Annotated in this window: 17 protein-coding genes and 1 tRNA gene; 9 read left to right on the top strand and 9 right to left on the bottom strand. The window is 68.5% G+C overall.

What is annotated here, in order from left to right:
- The first annotated feature begins 95 nt into the window (after window positions 1-95).
- From AOJ26_RS15050 to AOJ26_RS15035, 4 genes are all read left to right on the top strand, one after another.
- Entirely contained in the window at window positions 96-1,550 is a 1,455-nt protein-coding gene (locus AOJ26_RS15050) for an FtsW/RodA/SpoVE family cell cycle protein (RefSeq protein ID WP_053848779.1), read from the top strand.
- On the top strand, window positions 1,547-3,019 hold the full coding sequence (locus AOJ26_RS15045; RefSeq protein ID WP_053848778.1) for a peptidoglycan D,D-transpeptidase FtsI family protein: 1,473 nt from the start codon (window positions 1,547-1,549) through the stop codon (window positions 3,017-3,019). The genes AOJ26_RS15050 and AOJ26_RS15045 overlap by 4 nt, the downstream gene beginning before the upstream one ends.
- Before the next feature lie 169 nt (window positions 3,020-3,188).
- The gene (gene pknB / locus AOJ26_RS15040; protein WP_053848777.1) at window positions 3,189-5,183 is read left to right on the top strand and encodes a Stk1 family PASTA domain-containing Ser/Thr kinase; all 1,995 of its coding nucleotides are present in this window, start codon (window positions 3,189-3,191) and stop codon (window positions 5,181-5,183) included.
- 133 nt (window positions 5,184-5,316) lie between these two features.
- A complete protein-coding gene (locus tag AOJ26_RS15035) occupies window positions 5,317-6,348 on the top strand; it encodes a restriction endonuclease (protein ID WP_053848776.1) in 1,032 nt (343 codons plus the stop codon).
- A 95-nt stretch (window positions 6,349-6,443) separates the two neighbouring features.
- Here the strand turns inward: AOJ26_RS15035 and AOJ26_RS15030 are convergent, their stop codons facing one another.
- From AOJ26_RS15030 to AOJ26_RS15010, 6 genes are read right to left on the bottom strand one after another with little or no spacing between them, the layout of a single operon-like run.
- Window positions 6,444-7,181 (bottom strand): class E sortase, encoded by a 738-nt coding sequence (locus tag AOJ26_RS15030; protein WP_053848775.1) that lies wholly within the window; start codon window positions 7,179-7,181, stop codon window positions 6,444-6,446.
- A 13-nt stretch (window positions 7,182-7,194) separates the two neighbouring features.
- Window positions 7,195-8,322, bottom strand: coding sequence for a class E sortase (locus tag AOJ26_RS15025; RefSeq protein WP_053848774.1), 1,128 nt, complete (start codon window positions 8,320-8,322; stop codon window positions 7,195-7,197).
- Window positions 8,319-8,957, bottom strand: a complete 639-nt coding sequence (locus AOJ26_RS15020; RefSeq protein ID WP_053848773.1) for an aminodeoxychorismate/anthranilate synthase component II — start codon at window positions 8,955-8,957, stop codon at window positions 8,319-8,321. Before AOJ26_RS15020 ends, AOJ26_RS15025 begins: the two co-directional genes overlap by 4 nt.
- Window positions 8,954-9,115, bottom strand: a complete 162-nt coding sequence (locus AOJ26_RS41830) for a hypothetical protein (protein ID WP_019324742.1) — start codon at window positions 9,113-9,115, stop codon at window positions 8,954-8,956. The genes AOJ26_RS15020 and AOJ26_RS41830 overlap by 4 nt, the downstream gene beginning before the upstream one ends.
- A 52-nt stretch (window positions 9,116-9,167) precedes the next feature.
- Window positions 9,168-9,857: a class E sortase gene (locus tag AOJ26_RS15015; RefSeq protein WP_053848772.1), complete on the bottom strand. Its 690-nt coding sequence runs from the start codon at window positions 9,855-9,857 to the stop codon at window positions 9,168-9,170.
- A gap of 18 nt (window positions 9,858-9,875) precedes the next feature.
- On the bottom strand, window positions 9,876-10,655 hold the full coding sequence (locus AOJ26_RS15010; protein ID WP_078959899.1) for a DUF881 domain-containing protein: 780 nt from the start codon (window positions 10,653-10,655) through the stop codon (window positions 9,876-9,878).
- Between the two features lie 140 nt (window positions 10,656-10,795).
- Here AOJ26_RS15010 and crgA point away from each other — a divergent pair, with 140 nt between their 5' ends.
- A complete protein-coding gene (crgA, locus tag AOJ26_RS15005) occupies window positions 10,796-11,050 on the top strand; it encodes a cell division protein CrgA (RefSeq protein ID WP_053848770.1) in 255 nt (84 codons plus the stop codon).
- Between the two features lie 265 nt (window positions 11,051-11,315).
- Here crgA and AOJ26_RS15000 read toward each other — a convergent pair whose 3' ends face one another.
- Together AOJ26_RS15000 and AOJ26_RS14995 are read right to left on the bottom strand one after the other, a co-directional pair.
- Complete coding sequence (locus tag AOJ26_RS15000; protein ID WP_053848769.1) at window positions 11,316-12,200, bottom strand: rhomboid family intramembrane serine protease; 885 nt, start codon at window positions 12,198-12,200, stop codon at window positions 11,316-11,318.
- Between the two features lie 102 nt (window positions 12,201-12,302).
- On the bottom strand, window positions 12,303-12,836 hold the full coding sequence (locus tag AOJ26_RS14995; RefSeq protein ID WP_053848768.1) for a peptidylprolyl isomerase: 534 nt from the start codon (window positions 12,834-12,836) through the stop codon (window positions 12,303-12,305).
- Between the two features lie 242 nt (window positions 12,837-13,078).
- Here AOJ26_RS14995 and AOJ26_RS14990 point away from each other — a divergent pair, with 242 nt between their 5' ends.
- Together AOJ26_RS14990 and AOJ26_RS14985 are read left to right on the top strand one after the other, a co-directional pair.
- Window positions 13,079-13,780, top strand: a complete 702-nt coding sequence (locus tag AOJ26_RS14990) for a DUF5324 family protein (RefSeq protein WP_053848767.1) — start codon at window positions 13,079-13,081, stop codon at window positions 13,778-13,780.
- A 149-nt stretch (window positions 13,781-13,929) separates the two neighbouring features.
- Entirely contained in the window at window positions 13,930-14,880 is a 951-nt protein-coding gene (locus tag AOJ26_RS14985; protein ID WP_053848766.1) for a glycoside hydrolase family 26 protein, read from the top strand.
- A gap of 85 nt (window positions 14,881-14,965) precedes the next feature.
- On the opposite strand, the gene AOJ26_RS14980 is transcribed toward AOJ26_RS14985, so the two are convergent.
- A tRNA-Ala gene (locus AOJ26_RS14980) sits at window positions 14,966-15,038 on the bottom strand.
- Between the two features lie 184 nt (window positions 15,039-15,222).
- Here AOJ26_RS14980 and AOJ26_RS14975 point away from each other — a divergent pair.
- A complete protein-coding gene (locus AOJ26_RS14975) occupies window positions 15,223-15,771 on the top strand; it encodes a helix-turn-helix domain-containing protein (RefSeq protein ID WP_031036313.1) in 549 nt (182 codons plus the stop codon).
- A gap of 209 nt (window positions 15,772-15,980) precedes the next feature.
- Window positions 15,981-16,960 (top strand): serine/threonine-protein kinase (locus tag AOJ26_RS14970; protein ID WP_053848765.1); only part of this gene is annotated, 980 nt, incomplete at its 3' end.

Here is a 16,960-nt window from a genome sequence, read left to right as displayed (position 1 = left end):
CTCCCACCCCCGGCCCCACCCTCTCGGACGAGGAGAAGCAGGTCGTCGGGAACTGCGGTACGCAGTAGGCAAGCCGTGAGAGGCCCTGTCACACGATGAGCAGCAGTACTTCGAACACGTCGACGCACCACACGTCCACGATCGGCGCGATCGGCGCACCGAGCCGCCGCAACACCGAGCTGGCGCTGCTGGTGTTCGCCGTCCTCATCCCGGTCTTCGCCTACGCCAACGTGGGCCTGGCCATCGACGACCAGGTCCCGGCCGGCCTGCTGAGCTACGGCCTGGGACTCGGTCTGCTGGCCGGCGTCGCCCATCTCGTCGTACGCAAGTTCGCGCCGTACGCGGACCCGCTGATGCTGCCGCTGGCCACCCTGCTCAACGGCCTCGGGCTCGTCGCGATCTGGCGGCTCGACCAGTCGAAGCTGCTCCAGCAGATCGGCCAGGCCGGCGGCAAGGCCACCAACCAGCTCATCTACACGGCGATGGGCATCGCCCTGTTCGCCGTCGTCCTGGTCTTCCTCAAGGACCACCGGGTCCTGCAGCGCTACACCTACATCTCGATGGTCGGCGCGCTGGTCCTGCTGCTCCTCCCGCTGGTCCCGGGCCTCGGCGCCAACATCACCTACGGCGCCAAGATCTGGATCAAGGTCGGCAGCTTCACCATCCAGCCCGGAGAGTTCGCCAAGATCGTCCTCGCGATCTTCTTCGCCGGGTACCTCATGGTCAAGCGCGACGCCCTGGCCCTCGCCAGCCGCCGCTTCATGGGCCTGTACCTGCCGCGCGGCCGCGACCTCGGCCCGATCATCGTCGTCTGGATGATCTCGATCCTCATCCTGGTCTTCGAGACCGACCTCGGCACCTCGCTGCTGTTCTTCGGAATGTTCATCATCATGCTGTACGTCGCCACCGAGCGGACCAGCTGGATCGTCTTCGGTCTGCTGATGTCCGCGGCCGGCGCCGTCGGCGTGGCCAGCTTCGAACCGCACGTGCAGACCCGTGTCCAGGCCTGGCTCGACCCGATGCGCGAGTACACCCTCAGCCGCAACCCCAACGGCGACGGCATGGTCCACTCCGAGCAGGCCATGCAGGCCCTGTGGGCCTTCGGCTCCGGCGGCACCCTCGGCACCGGCTGGGGCCAGGGCCACTCCGAGCTCATCCGCTTCGCCGCCAACTCCGACTTCATCCTCGCCACCTTCGGCGAGGAACTGGGCCTGGCCGGCCTCATGGCGATCCTGCTGATCTACGGCCTGATCGTGGAGCGCGGCGTACGCACCGCCCTCGCCGCCCGCGACCCCTTCGGCAAGCTGCTCGCCATCGGCCTGTCCGGCGCCTTCGCCCTCCAGGTCTTCGTGGTGGCCGGCGGTGTGATGGGCCTGATCCCGCTGACCGGTATGACGATGCCCTTCCTGGCGTACGGCGGTTCCTCCGTCATCGCCAACTGGGCCCTCATCGGCATCCTGATCAGGATCAGCGACACCGCACGCCGTCCGGCGCCCGCCCCCGCCCCCAGCCCCGACGCCGAGATGACCCAGGTGGTCCGCCCGTCATGAACAAGCCCCTGCGCCGGATCGCGATCTTCTGCGGCCTGCTGGTCCTCGCCCTCCTCATCCGCGACAACTGGCTCCAGTACGTCAAGGCCGACAGTCTCCGTGAGGACCCCGACAACCGCCGGGTACTGATCGCGCGGTACGCCACGCCCCGCGGCGACATCATCGTCGACGGCAAGTCCATCACCGGGCACGCGGAGACGACGTCGGGCGACTTCAAGTACAAGCGCACCTACAAGGACGGCGCCATGTGGGCGCCGGTCACCGGCTTCGTCTCACAGGCCTACGGCGCCACCCAGCTCGAGTCCATCGAGGACGGCATCCTCACCGGCAACGACGACCGGCTGTTCTTCCGCAACACCCTCGACATGCTCACCGGCAAGCCGAAGGAGGGCGGCAACGTCGTCACCACCCTCAACGCCGCCGCGCAGAAGGCCGCCTACAACGGTCTGAAGAAGCAGGGCGGCAAGGGCGCCGTCGCCGCCATCGAGCCCTCCACCGGCAAGATCCTGGCGCTGGCCTCCTACCCGTCGTACGACCCCTCCACGATCGCCGGCGGCAGCGACTCCGACGCCGAGGCGTGGAAGAAGCTCGACAAGAAGAACAACCCCGACGACCCCTCCCTCAACCGGGCGCTGCGCGAGGTCTACCCGCCCGGCTCCACCTTCAAGGTCGTCACCGCGGCCGCCGCGCTAGAGAACGGCCTGTACAAGTCGGCCGACGAGAAGACCGACTCCCCGCTGCCGTGGACCATGCCGGGGACCACGACCCAGCTGAAGAACGAGGGCAACATCCCCTGCAAGAACGCCACCCTGCGGGTCGCGCTCCAGTACTCCTGCAACACCGTCTTCGGCAAGATCGGCTCCGACCTCGGCAACGACAAGATGCTCGACGAGGCCAAGAAGTTCGGCTTCACCGAGGAGCAGTTCACCCCGGTCCGCTCCAGCGCCTCGGTCTTCTCCGACGACATGAACCCCTCGCAGACCGCGCTGTCCTCCATCGGCCAGTACAACACCGCCGCCACCCCGCTCCAGATGGCCATGGTCGCCTCGGCCGTCGCCAACAACGGCACGCTGATGAAGCCGTACATGGTCGACTCGCTCCAGGCCCCGAACCTGGACACCCTGGAGAAGACCGAGCCGGAGAAGATGAGCGAGCCGCTGTCGGCGGAGAACGCCCAGATCCTCCAGTCGATGATGGAGACGGTCGTTGACAAGGGCACCGGCACCACGGCCCAGATCGACGGCGTCACCGTCGGCGGCAAGACCGGTACCGCCCAGCACGGCGAGAACAACAGCAAGAACCCGTACGCCTGGTTCATCTCGTACGCCAAGGTCGGCGACAGCGCGCCGGTCGCCGTGGCCGTCGTCGTCCAGGACGACAACGCGGTCCGCGAGAACATCTCCGGCAGCGGTCTCGCGGCGCCCATCGCCAAGAGCGTCATGGAGGCGGTCATCGACTCCAAGAAGTGACCCCGCTCACGTCACCTCCACATCGGTGCACGTTGCGATACCGGTCCTGTATCGGGTGACGCACTTGGCCAGGTCACACAAAGCTAGCCGGGTACGGTAGGCCCGGAGTGCAGCCTCCGACGGCACACACGTGCCGGTCGGGACCGACGGAGAGGGCTGGTAGGAAGCTATGGAAGAGCCGCGTCGCCTCGGCGGCCGGTACGAGCTGGGCCAGGTGCTCGGCCGTGGTGGCATGGCGGAGGTCTACCTCGCCATGGACACGCGCCTCGGCCGCACGGTGGCGGTGAAGACGCTGCGCGCGGACCTCGCGCGCGACCCGTCCTTCCAGGCCCGGTTCCGCCGGGAGGCCCAGTCGGCCGCCTCGCTCAACCATCCCGCGATCGTGGCGGTCTACGACACGGGCGAGGACTACATCGACGGGGTCTCGATCCCGTACATCGTCATGGAGTACGTCGACGGCTCCACGCTCCGTGAGCTGCTGCACTCCGGCCGCAAGCTGCTGCCGGAGCGCTCCCTGGAGATGACCATCGGGATCCTCCAGGCGCTGGAGTACTCCCACCGCAGCGGGATCGTCCACCGGGACATCAAGCCGGCCAACGTCATGCTCACGCGCAACGGCCAGGTCAAGGTGATGGACTTCGGCATCGCCCGCGCCATGGGCGACTCCGGCATGACGATGACCCAGACCTCCGCGGTCATCGGCACCGCCCAGTACCTCTCTCCGGAGCAGGCCAAGGGCGAGCAGGTCGACGCCAGGTCGGACCTCTACTCCACCGGCTGCCTCCTCTACGAACTGCTGACGGTCCGGCCGCCCTTCGTGGGCGACTCCCCGGTGGCCGTCGCGTACCAGCACGTACGCGAGGAGGCACAGCCCCCGTCGGTCTTCGACCCCGAGATCACGCCCGAGATGGACGCCATCGTCCTGCGGGCCCTGGTCAAGGACCCGAACTACCGCTACCAGTCGGCCGACGAGATGCGCGCCGACATCGAGGCCTGCCTCGACGGCCAGCCGGTCGCGGCCACCGCGGCCATGGGCTCGGTGGGCTACGGCGGCTACCCCGACGACCAGCCGACGACGGCCCTGCGCTCCGACGCCGGCGCCACCACCATGCTGCCCCCCATGAACCCGGACGACGGCGGCTACGGCTACGACGACCGCCCCGACCGGCGCCGCCAGAAGAAGTCGAACACCTCGACGATCCTGCTGGTGGTGGCGGGCATCCTGGTGCTCGTCGGCGCGATCCTCATCGGCAAGTGGATCTTCAGCGGCGGCGGCGCGGGCAACGACCAGGTGACCGTGCCGAACCTCGTCAACCAGCCCCAGGCCGACGCGGCGAAACAGCTGAGCAACGTCGACCTGAAGCTGGGCGAGGTCACCGAGAAGCCCTGCGAGAACACCGCCAAGGGCAACATCTGCGAGCAGAACCCGACGGGCGGCACCAAGGTCGACAAGAACACCGCCGTCAGCATCGTGGTGTCCACCGGAGCGCCGAAGGTCGCCGTCCCCAGCGTCCTCGGCCAGGACGTCGACAAGGCCACGGAGACACTGCAGGGCGACCAGTACCAGTTCGTCGTCAAGACCAAGAAGCAGGTGTCCACCGAGGAGCCGGGCACCGTCCTGGATCAGGACCCGAAACTGGGCGCGGAGGTGGAGAAGGGCTCCACCGTCACCCTCACCATCGCCAAGGCCGAGGAGAAGGCCACGGTCCCGGACGTCACCGGCCGCTCCTGCGACGAGGCCAAGGCGCAGATGCAGGCGAACAACCTCGTCGGCAACTGCACCGAGGTCGAGACCGACGACACCAACCAGATCGGCAAGGTCATCACGACCGCGCCGCAGGCCGGCACCCAGGCCGACAAGAACTCGACGGTCAACATCCAGATCGGCAAGGCGGCGGACAAGACCGAGGTCCCGAGCGTCGTGGGCCGCACGGTCGCCCAGGCCCGCCAGATCCTCAACAACGCCGGCTTCAACAACATCCAGTTCGCCAACGGCAGCGACCAGAGCGACAACGCCCTCGTGGCCCAGCAGGACCCCCAGGGCGGCAGCGAGGTCGGCGACCCCGGCAACACCCAGATCAACCTGACCACGGTGAGCGTCGGAGGCGGCAACAACAACGGCGGAGGCAACGGCGGCGGCTTCTTCGGGGGCGGCACCGGCTGACGACACCCGCACCCACGACGAAGAGCCGGACCCTGTGCAGGGTCCGGCTCTTCGTGTCCTCCCATCCGACAAGTCGTTGATCGGATGGGGTGACGTGTCGAACGTGCCCCGACAACAGACGGAAGGGCACAACATGATCAACGAATCGGCACTGCTGGAGTCCAAGACCCTGCGCGACAGCGTGCTGGAGCGGACCGACGTACTCGACAGGGTCAAAGCGCTGTCGCTCCTGCCGGACGGGATGCATGTGACCACGGCCATGGTGGCGGCGTACTTCGAGGTCACCGTGGAAGCACTCCGAGCTCTCGTCAAGGACCACCGGACGGAACTGGAGGCCAGCGGCTACCACGTTTTGACAGGTTCGCGACTGAGTGACTTCAAGTCACTCAGTGGGATCCAGTCACGCACCGCGTCCCTCGCCCTCTTCTCCCGCCGAGCCGTCCTCAACGTCGCCATGCTCCTCCGCGACAGCGAAGTCGCACGTCAGGTGCGTGTGTACCTCCTCGACATGGAGTACCTGGCCCGCACCCAGCCTGTGGATAACTCTGTCCACAAGGGCATCGACTCCCTCGACGACCGCATCGACCAACGCATCACCCACATCCTCGGCAAGACCGTCGTACCGATGTTCAACGCCCTGATCGAAACATCGGGCGAGCACCGCAAGGAGCTGGTCGCCCTGCGCGCGGGAGTCCAGCGCATCGAACGACGCCTCCACCAGCACCACACCCGCCTCCGACGACTCGAAGGCGTACGGGACGACCGGCCCACCGTCGGGGTCATGGCCGCCATGGACGCCATGAACGGCCGCACCTTCGAACACCACATCGCCAAGCTGCTGCGCCGGGACGGATGCACCAACGTGACCGTGCAGGGCGGCCACGGAGACCGGGGTATCGACGTCAGCGGGCTCACGGCCGATGGACGACGCCTCGTCGTCCAGTGCAAGCGGTTCGCGCCCTACCTCAACATCACCAGCCCCGACATGCAGAGGTTCGTCGGAGCGGCCAAAGTTCTCCACAGCGCGGAGGTGGCGCTCTTCGTGGCCACCTGCCCCTTCACCTCGGAGGCCCTGAACATCGCCGCCGAGACCGGGATCACCGTCGTACACCGTGGGCTGCTGGAGCAGTGGAGCGCCGGGGAACCGCTGGAAGTTCTGGAGTAGGAGCCACCCACGCGAAGAGGCCCGAAGCCGCAAGAGGAAGTTGCGGCTTCGGGCCTTCGCCATGCTAGGTGACTGAGCTCCCTCAAGGCGCTCAGTCAGCGCAGTTCCTTCGGCAGGGTGCGCTCGCTGTCCACCTTTTCCGTGCGCACCAGTTCCCCCCACACCACGTACCGGTAGCGCGAGGTGTACACCGGCGTGCAGGTCGTCAGGGTGATGTAGTGGCCGGCCTTCTTCCTGCCGGACTCCTCGGGGATCCGGCCGAGGACCTTGACGTTGTACTTCGAGGTCTCGGGCAGGACGGCGTAGACCTTGTAGACGAACCACTCGTCCTTGGTCTCGAAGACGATCGGGTCGCCCTTCTTGATCTTGTCGATGTTGTGGAACTTCGCGCCGTGGCCGTCGCGGTGGGCGGCGAGGGAGAAGTTGCCGGTCTTGCCGCTGGTGGGCAGCGTGGCCTTGACGGGGTCGGTGTAGTAGCCGGCGACACCGTCGTTGAGGATCTTCGACGAGGTGCCCTTCTCGACCAGGACCTCACCGTTCCGCATCGCGGGGACGTGCAGGAAGCCGATGCCGTTCCTGGTGTCCAGCGCGCCGGGACCGGTGTCCCGGTCCTGCATCCAGCTGTCACGCACCTTGTCGGCTTCCTTGTGGGCCGCACGGTCGGCGACGACGTTCGTCCACCACAGCGAGTAGACGACGAACAGGCCGAGCACCAGGCCGGCCGTGATGAGGAGTTCACCGAAGACGCTGACCGCCATGGCGATCCGGCCGGTGCCGCGGCGGCGCGGCACGGAGGTGCCGGTGTGCTGCTCTTGCTCGGTGGTCGCTGCCACTTGTCATCTGCCCTTACTGGACGAGCGCATCCGGCTTGCCCTTGCTGCGCGGCCGTTCCTCGACCATCTTGCCCCAGACGATCAACCGGTACTTGCTGGTGAACTCCGGCGTGCAGGTGGTGAGGGTGATGTAGCGGCCGGCCGTGGTGAAACCGGATCCCTTGGGGATGGGGTCGATCACGCTCGTGTTGCTCGGAGACGTCACCGGCAGCGTCGACGTCATCTTGTAGACGAAGTACTCGTCCTGCGTCTCGACGACGATCGCGTCACCCGGGCTGAGCTTGTTGATGTAGCGGAAGGGCTCGCCGTGCGTGTTGCGGTGCCCGGCGAGCGCGAAGTTGCCGCTCTTGGCGTCGGGCATCGCCGTCTTCAACCTGCCCTCGCTGTAGTGCCCGACCATCCCCTTGTCCAGGACCTTCTTGTTGCTGACGCCCTCGGCTATCGGCACCACGACGTCCAGCTTGGGGATGTGCAGCAGGGCGAAGCCCTGGCCCGGCTCGAAGGTGCCCGGCGCGCCCTTCCCGCTCGCCCAGTCGTTCTGGAGGCTGCTCGCCTCCTTGTCCGCCTGTGCGTGAGCCCGGACATTGGTCCACCAGAGCTGGTAGCTGACGAACAGAAGCATCAGCACACCGGTGGTGATGAACATCTCGCCGATCGCACGGCTCGCGACGACGGCCGCGCCGGGTTTGCGGGCCTTCGCCTGTCTGCGGGCCTCGACCCGGGAGAGCGGCCTGCCGCCGGACGACTCCGTCCCCGGCTGCGTATCGGGCTGCGTCTCGGGGCCGGCCGCGCCGCCATGACGCCCGTGACGGCGCTTGGCGGCCTTTCTGCGGGCCGCACGGCCGCCCTGTGGGGATCCAGTGGTGGATGTGACGGAAGAGGCCGCAGAAGCGGATATGGGCGGCGGGGGATCGGGTATCCGCAGCGCCACCGTCTCGTCGTCGGCCGGGGGCACGTACGGCGCCGACGCCCCGCCCGACGACTCCTCGGGATACGCGGCCCCGGCGTACGGCTCCTCGGCACGGGTCTCCCCGACGGGTGCAGCCCCGCCGAAGGACTGACCGCCGTAGGGATCGCCGCCGTAGGACTGGTACGACGCGTCGCCGTACAAGTCCTCGCGCTCGGGGCGCAGGGCCGTCACGCCGTGGCCCTGCCCACCACCGGGGCGAGCCCCGCCGACCTCGCCACCGCGCCCTGGTCCCCGCACTCCACCAGCCAGTTGGCCAGCATCAGGTGACCGTGTTCCGTCAGCACCGACTCCGGGTGGAACTGCACACCCTCGACCGGCAGTTCACGGTGCCTCAGCCCCATGACGATCCCGTCCTGCGTCCGCGCGGTGACCTCCAGCTCGGCCGGGACCGTCGCCGGCTCGGCGGCCAGCGAGTGGTAGCGGGTCGCCGTGAACGGCGTCGGCAGACCGGCGAAGACGCCCTTGCCCTCGTGCTCCACGAGCGAGGTCTTGCCGTGCAGCAGCTCCGGGGCACGGTCCACGACACCGCCGTACGCCACCTGCATCGACTGCATGCCCAGGCAGACACCGAAGACGGGCACCCCGGTCGTGGCGCAGTGGCGCACCATCTCGACGCAGACCCCGGCCTCCTCCGGCGTCCCGGGGCCAGGCGAGAGGAGGACGCCGTCGAAACCGTCCTGGGCGTGCGCCGTCGACACCTCGTCGTTGCGCAGCACCTCGCACTCCGCACCGAGCTGGTACAGGTACTGGACCAGGTTGAAGACGAAGCTGTCGTAGTTGTCGACGACGAGAATGCGCGCGCTCACTGGTTGTCCACCGTCACATCGTTGAAGGGCAGCAGCGGTTCGGCCCACGGGAACACGTACTGGAACAGGACGTAGACCACAGCAACGACCAGCACGAGTGAGAGCAGCGCCTTCACCCACGCGTTCCCCGGCAGATGCCGCCAGATCCAGCCGTACATGCCGTCCCTTCCGTCGCACCACGGCACCACACACACGCCGTACCGCACCAGACTAACGGCGCAGGGCAACAGGCTTGCCGTCCTCCACAGGCTGTGTGGAGTCCAGGTGGGCCCACACGATCAGCCGGTGGCTGTGTCCCCACTCCGGATCGCACGTGGTCAGCGTGAGATAGCGGCCAGGACGCGTGTACCCGGATTTACGTGGCACAGGATCGATCACCTCAATGTCCGTGGGAACGGTTTTGTAGGGCCCTTTGTCGATCCGATACGTGAACCAGGTGGTTCCGTCGGTCAGGACCACCGCGTCACCGCGCCGCAGCCTCGGAAAGTCCTTGAAGGGATCGCCGTAGGTGCGCCGGTGACCGGCGACCGAGAAGTTGCCCCGCTGCCCCAGCCGCGCGGTCTCCGCGTAGTGCCCGAGGCCCTTCTTCAGGGTGCCCACCCCGGTGCCCTCGAGCACCGGCTTGTTCCACGTGAAACCGAGCCGCGGGATGTACATGATCGCGAAGGGCTTCCCGCTCCGGTACGGCGCCGGCTCCGCGGGAGCGGCGGACGGGCCGGCCGTCGTCCTCGGCTGCCGCACACTCCCCTGCGCCCACTGGTCCTGCAACTGGTCGATCTGGTCGTCCATGACGGTGTCGGCCTTCACACCGGTCCAGAACAGCACATAGGCGACGAACAACACGATCAGGGCGCCGGTGGTGATGCACAGCTCGCTGACGGTCCTGACGACGACACGCACCGGCAGCTCCCCCGGGACCTACTCCACTGGCTTGGCGTACTGCAGATCCACTGTGCCCGAGTAGCCGGGAAGAGTCACCGTGCCGTCGTCGGCGACATTCCATCCCAGGCCGTAGACGTTGACGTAGACCATGTAGTTCTGGATGGCCTTCGAGTCCGCGAGCGCCTGCTTCAGCCGGTCGGGGTCACCGACCGCCTGGATCTTGTACGGCGGGGAGTAGACGCGGCCCTGGAGGATCAGGGTGTTGCCGACGCAGCGCACGGCACTGGTGGAGATCAGCCGCTGGTCCATGACCTTGATGCCCCGGGCGCCGCCCTTCCACAGGGCGTTGACCACGGCCTGGAGGTCCTGCTGATGGATGACCAGGTAGTCGGGTTGCGGCTCGGGATAGCCGGGGAGCTTGGCGGTGGCGTTCGGCGGGGCGTCGTCGAGCGTGACCGTGACCGCCTTCCCCTTCAGCTTCTGGGTGCCCGCCCGGTCCTCCAGAGCGGCCAGCTTCTCGTCCTCGGCCTTGGTGCTGCCGTCGTCGCGCTCGGCCAGCGACTCGACGTCCCGGCGCAGCGAGCCGTTCGACTCGTCGAGCTCGCCGTTGTTGCGGCTGCGTTCCTGGATGAGGTCCGAGAGCTTCAGCAGGGAGGCGTCCGTGCGGATGTCGGTGCCCTTGGCCGTATTGAAACTCGTGAAGAAAATGAGCCCCGCGAGAGCGAAGACCCCTGCCGTGAGCACGCGCACCGGCCGGAAACCCCGCCTGCGGACAGGACTGGAACCGGACTGGGGGGAGTCGGCAGAATTGCTCAACGTACCCTTATCTCCTTCGGCGCTGCGGAAGCACTACGCTAACGGACGCCCGGGGGAGCACTCAGTGTCCCCTTGTACGCTGCCCCGAGCCCGACCAGTTACCTGCGCGGCCACGCAGCGCATCGACAGGAGAGACCCTCGTGCCGAAGTCACGTATCCGCAAGAAGGCCGACTACACGCCGCCGCCGGCGAAGCAGGCGACCGCCATCAAGCTGAACAGCCGCGCCTGGGTGGCGCCTGTGATGCTGGCCATGTTCCTCATCGGGCTCGCCTGGATCGTCGTCTTCTATGTGACCGACGGCTCCCTGCCCGTCGACGCCCTGGACAACTGGAACATCGTGGTGGGCTTCGGCTTCATCGCGGCCGGATTCGCCGTCTCCACCCAGTGGAAGTAGCTCTCCCCAGGGCTATCCGCTGAGTTATCCACAGCCCGGTTGAATTTCCACAACCAGCTGGGGAAAAGACGACGATCTGTGGATAACCCATCGGACGTTGACGCCGGTACGACCATCGCACCCGTCACCGCAAGCCTGTTCGCCCCCTGCCTGACCTGCGTAAACACGGGTCAGCGACAGGGGGCACAACAGTTCCCGCACTGTATGCACAAGATCCGGCACACGCTGTGGACAAGGCCCGCTCAGAGGGGGTCCGGGGGCCCGGTCAGGTGAGCTGGGCGGTTCTGATCACGGTGAGGACCACGACGGCCAGCAGCACCAGCGCACAGGTGCCGTACTGCACCAGCGCGCGCCGCTCACGCGGGGCGTGGACCATGCCGTAACCCGTGATCAGTCCGGCGACGAGGCCGCCGATGTGGGCCTGCCAGGAGATGCTGCTCCAGCCGAAGGTGAAGATCAGGTTGATCACCAGGAGCGCGATGATCGGCCGCAGGTCGTAGTTCAGCTTGCGCATCAGGACGGCGGTGGCGCCGAAGAGACCGAAGATCGCACCCGATGCGCCGAAGGTCTGTGTGACCGGGGTCGCCAGCAGATAGGCCAGGGCGCTTCCCGCGAGACCGGAGACGAAGTAGAGCGCGAGGTAGCGGGCGCGTCCCAGGGCCGCTTCGAGGGGGCCGCCGAGCCACCACAGGCTCAGCATGTTGAAGCCGATGTGCCAGATCTGCTCGTGCACGAACATCGAGGTGACCAGGCGGTAGTACTCCCCGCCTGCGACACCCTCGGTGGGTGAGAACGGCGCCGGCGGCCACGCGCCGATCAGTGCCAGGTCCCGCAGGAGCGACGGCTGCATCTGGATGGCGAGGTACATCGCCACGTTGACCGCGATCAGGATCTTCGTGAACAGGCGGGGATCGGCCGTGACGGTGCCGCCCGCGATGGTGCGGGGCCGGGCGGCGGCCGGAGCCGGTCCGCTGCCGCCTCCGTCGCGCACGCACTCGGGGCACTGGAAGCCGACGGAGGCGCTGACCATGCACTCGGGGCAGATCGGGCGCTCGCAGCGGGTGCAGCGGATGCCGGTCTCACGGTCCGGGTGCCGGTAGCAGCCAGGCAGGTTCTGGGCCTGCGGTGTGCTGCCCGCCTCCTGATTCATGCCATCCCCCATGTCGCCTGGGTCGTCGTGCCCGCGTGCACCGCCCCGCTCATCCTTACGGTTGAGCGGGGCGTTTGGTTCCCTGCGCGGTGGTTGCCCGGCTCAGCCCTGGCGGGTCTCCACGACGACCTGCTCGATGACGACGTCGTTCACCGGGCGGTCGTTGGGGCGGGTGGTCTTGACGCCGGCGATGGCGTCGACGACCTTCTGGCTGGCCGGGTCGGTGACCTCGCCGAAGATGGTGTGCTTGCGGTTCAGCCAGGCCGTCGGGGAGACGGTGATGAAGAACTGCGAGCCGTTGGTGCCGGGGCCGGCGTTGGCCATGGCGAGGAGGTAGGGCTTGTCGAAGCCGAGGTCGGGGTGGAACTCGTCCTCGAACTCGTAGCCCGGGCCGCCGATGCCGGTGCCGAGCGGGTCGCCGCCCTGGATCATGAAGCCGCTGATGACGCGGTGGAAGATCGTGCCGTCGTAGAGCCTCTTGGTGGACTTCTCGCCGGTGCCGGGGTGCGTCCACTCGCGCTCGCCCTGGGCGAGTTCGACGAAGTTCCTGACCGTCTTCGGGGCGTGGTTCGGCAGGAGCCGGACTTCGATGTCGCCGTGGTTGGTCTTCAGGGTGGCGTAAAGCTGCTCGGCCACGATCTGCCTTCCGTTGTCTTCCTGTGCCCGACCGATCCTCGCACGGATCCGGCCGAGGAGGGTCCGGGCAGGGGCGCGGAGCGGCGATCCGTGGCATTGTCGTCGACAAGCTCCTGTTGCCACGTATTCATCCGTTATTGATCCGGATGCCCGCCCTCAGGTGCCGGGCTGTGCTCCGGCAGGCATGATCCGTAAAAGGGTGGAAAGTCGAATTACCGTACGCCACCGAGGAGGAGGATCCCGTGACCCGCATCGACAGCGTGCGCGCCGCGACCGGCTCGGCGAAGGACAGCGTGCTGCACGCCGCGGAAGTGGTGGCGCCCTACGCCGACACGGCCAAGGACAAGGCCTCGCACTACGCGACGGAGGCACGCGTACGGCTCGCGCCGAAGGTCTCGCAGGCGGCCGAGCAGGCACGTGTCCAGTACGGCGCCCATGTCGCGCCGCGCCTGGAGCAGGCTCGTACGCATGTTCCGCCGAAGGTCGACCAGGCAGCCCACGAGGCTGCCGTGCGCACCCGTAAGGCCGCTCGGCAGGCCGCCGACTATTCCCGCCCGAGGATCGAGCAGGCCGTCGCCGCGGCCGGCCCGGTCCGTGAGGAGGCCGCCGCGCGCAGCGTGGCCGCTCTGGCCGCGCTGCGCGGTCAGATCTCGCCCAAGGAGGTCCAGAAGCTGGTCCGCAAGCACGAGCGGCGGGCCCGTGCAGGACGGCTCGCCAGGGCGCTGGCGGTCGCGGGCCTCGTCGCGGGCGGTGCCTACGCCGCGTGGAAGTGGTGGGACAAGCAGGCCAACCCTGACTGGCTGGTCGAGCCGCCCGCCGCGACCGAGGTCCCGGAGACGGGTCGGCTGACGTCCGTGGACGGCACCGGGCAGTCCGTCCTGGACCCGGAGGTCCAGGCGAAGGAGGCCGAGGAGGACGCCGCGAAGCACGACGAAGGGCGCTGACGCCGGTTCCGGCGTGTACCACCGGTGGGGCGGAGATTCTCCGCCCCACCGTCGTGTTCACCCGAGGGGGTGGCCGGACCGGTGGGACGCGGCTCCCGTGCGCCACAGTCGCGGGGACACCTCCTCGCACCGGACGGACCGCCGCTCTGATGAAGCCCTCGCGCCGCGGGCCGCTCGCCCTGACCGTCGTCCTGCTGTTTCTGGTCTCGGCCTGCACCACCCGCGCCGACGAGCCCGCGGCGGTCACCCCGTACGGCGCGTACGTCGGCTACGAGCCAGCCGACGTGGCGCGGCTCGACGCCCTGGGCGCCTGGCTCGGCGGGCGTCCGCCCCGGGTCGGGCACGTGTACCTGCCCGGCGACCGCTGGAGCAACATCGAGGGGTCGCCGGGCTATCTTGCCTCCTGGGCGTCCTGGCGGCGCTCCGACCCGCGGCGCCTGTTCGTCCTGAACGTGCCCCTGCTGGAGCGCACGGAGGCGCACCTTCCCGACGGCACGGTCCGCGACGAGCTCCGGCGTGGGGCGGCCGGTGACTACGACGGCCATTTCCGTGCCCTGGCCCGGCGGCTGACGGCTCTCGGCGTCCCGGACACGGTCCTCGTCCTCGGCTGGGAGATGAACGGCACCACGTACACCCACCGCTGCGCCCCGGACCCGGCCGCCTGGAAGGCGTACTGGACGCGCATCGTGCGGGCGATGCGTTCGGTGCCCGGTCAGCGCTTCCGTTTCGAGTTCACGCCCAACCGCGGCCGCGACGCGATCCCGTGGCCGCGCTGCTACCCGGGTGACGAGGTCGTCGACATCATCGGCATGGACGCCTACGACGCCCCGCGCGGCCTGCGCTTCGCCGATCAGGTGAGCGAGCCGTACGGTCTGGCCGCCCATGTCCGCTTCGCCCGCGCCCACCGCAAACCGTTCTCCTACCAGGAGTGGGGTCTGTACGAGAACGGCGACGACCCGGTCTACCTGCGCGGCATGCTCACCTGGTTCGCCCGGCAGCGTCCCCTGTACCAGACGATCACCGACTACTGCCCGCACGGCGTGTGGGGCTGCCGGGCCCATCCGAGGTCCTCCGCGGTGTACCGCTCGCTGATGCGGTAGGCCGGTGGACGGGCCGCCGCGTCCCCGGCCGGGCACGAAAAACCCCTCCGCCCGCGTATCCGCAGGTCGGAGGGGTCTCCTGAAGTGGAGCCTAGGGGAGTCGAACCCCTGACATCTGCCATGCAAAGACAGCGCTCTACCAACTGAGCTAAGGCCCCGGGAAGAGGGACGTCCGCCGGAAGAACCACTTGCCGGTGGGCGCCGCAGACCAGAGTACCGGGTCATCCCCGGTATTCCGCAAAAAGATTGGGGGTCCCCGCGAACGACCACTCTCCGTAAGATGCTCGGCGTGGTTCGCTGTCGCGAACCACGGTTTTTTGGGGAAGCGATGGGGAGACGCACATGGACGCCGCACAGCAGGAAGCGACCGCAAGAGCGCGGGAACTGCAGCGGAACTGGTACGGGGAGCCGCTGGGGGCGCTCTTCCGTAAGCTCATAGACGACCTGGGCCTCAACCAGGCTCGTCTCGCGGGGGTGCTGGGACTGTCCGCTCCGATGCTGTCGCAGCTCATGAGCGGTCAGCGGGCGAAGATCGGCAATCCGGCCGTGGTCCAGCGGGTGCAGCTGCTGCAGGACCTGGCGGGGCAGGTCGCGGACGGCAGCGTGAGCGCGGCCGAGGCGACCGAGCGCATGGACGAGATCAAGAAGTCGCAGGGGGGCTCGGTGCTCAGCAACACCACGACCACGACCAGCAGTTCGGGTGCGCCGACGGTCAAGCGGGTCGTCCGTGAGATCCAGTCGCTGCTGCGCTCGGTGGCCGCCGCCGGGGACATCATCGACGCGGCCGACACCCTCGCCCCGACCCACCCGGAGCTGGCAGAGTTCCTCCGGGTCTACGGCGCCGGCCGCACCTCCGACGCGGTCACGCACTACCAGTCGCACCAGAACTGAGACGTCCGTCCGGTCGCCGAAGGGGGTTCGGCAGTCGGGCAGGGCGGCGGCGCTCGACACGCGGGGGTGTGTCGGCCGCCGAGGAGACGAGCAGCACGGGGGCTGGAACACGGGGCCGTATCTCTCATCCGGGAGGCCACGAGGGGTCGTATCGCTCATCGAGGGGGAAGCAACGGGGGTAGCCGCAGGGGGAGGAGCGACGCGCAGTCATGGGTGAGGTCTTCGCCGGCCGGTACGAACTGGCCGATCCGATCGGACGCGGCGGCGTCGGTGCCGTCTGGCGTGCCTGGGACCACCGGCGGCGCAGGTATGTGGCCGCCAAGGTGCTGTTGCAGAGCGACGCCCACTCCCTGCTGCGCTTCGTCCGCGAACAGGCCCTGCGGATCGACCACCCCCATGTCCTCGCGCCCGCGAGCTGGGCCGCCGACGACGACAAGGTCCTGTTCACCATGGACCTGGTCGGCGGTGGCTCGCTGGTCCACCTGGTCGGGGACTACGGTCCCCTGCCGCCCGCGTTCGTCTGCACCCTGCTCGACCAGCTCCTCGCGGGGCTGGCCGCGGTGCACGCGGAAGGTGTCGTGCACCGCGACATCAAACCGGCCAACATCCTGCTCGAGGCCACCGGCACCGCCCGTCCGCGGCTGCGGCTGTCCGACTTCGGCATCGCCATGCGGCTGGGCGAACCGCGCCTGACCGAGACCAACCTCGTGGTGGGCACGCCGGGTTATCTCGCCCCCGAGCAGATGCTGGGCGCGGAACCGGACTTCCCCGCCGACCTGTTCGCCGTCGGCCTGGTCGCGCTGTACCTCCTGGAGGGCGCCAAGCCCGACGCCAAGGCGCTCATCGAGTACTTCACCGCCCACGGCACCCCGGGCGCGCCCCAGAGCGTCCCCGACCCGCTGTGGCAGGTCGTGGCTTCCCTCCTCCAGCCGGACCCCCAGGCCCGCTTCCGCACCGCCACGGGGGCCCGCAAGGCTCTTGCAGCCGCCAGAGAACTCCTGCCTGACCCCGGCCCCGACGACGAGACCATCGAGATCTTCGACCAACTCGGCCCTCTGCCGCCCGGGTTCGGCCCCCAGGGACCGCTCAAGCAGGCTCCGGGGGTGGACCCGAACAGGACACGGAACGGCGGGTCCGGGACGGGAGGAGGGGCTCGGTTCGGGACGGGGGGAGAAGCCCGGTTGTGGAC

The sequence above is a fragment of the Streptomyces sp. NRRL B-24085 genome (assembly GCF_001282115.1).
Lineage (GTDB): Bacteria > Actinomycetota > Actinomycetes > Streptomycetales > Streptomycetaceae > Streptomyces.
This window is presented reverse-complemented; position numbering and strand designations above follow the sequence as displayed.

Coding starts and splice junctions, on each gene's coding strand:
- AOJ26_RS15000 (WP_053848769.1), bottom strand. CDS start 12,200: ATGAATCAGGAGGCGGGCAGCACACCGCAGGCCCAGAACCTGCCTGGC.
- AOJ26_RS14975 (WP_031036313.1), top strand. CDS start 15,223: ATGGACGCCGCACAGCAGGAAGCGACCGCAAGAGCGCGGGAACTGCAG.
- AOJ26_RS15045 (WP_053848778.1), top strand. CDS start 1,547: ATGAACAAGCCCCTGCGCCGGATCGCGATCTTCTGCGGCCTGCTGGTC.
- pknB (WP_053848777.1), top strand. CDS start 3,189: ATGGAAGAGCCGCGTCGCCTCGGCGGCCGGTACGAGCTGGGCCAGGTG.
- AOJ26_RS15050 (WP_053848779.1), top strand. CDS start 96: ATGAGCAGCAGTACTTCGAACACGTCGACGCACCACACGTCCACGATC.
- AOJ26_RS41830 (WP_019324742.1), bottom strand. CDS start 9,115: ATGTACGGCTGGATCTGGCGGCATCTGCCGGGGAACGCGTGGGTGAAG.
- AOJ26_RS15035 (WP_053848776.1), top strand. CDS start 5,317: ATGATCAACGAATCGGCACTGCTGGAGTCCAAGACCCTGCGCGACAGC.
- AOJ26_RS14985 (WP_053848766.1), top strand. CDS start 13,930: ATGAAGCCCTCGCGCCGCGGGCCGCTCGCCCTGACCGTCGTCCTGCTG.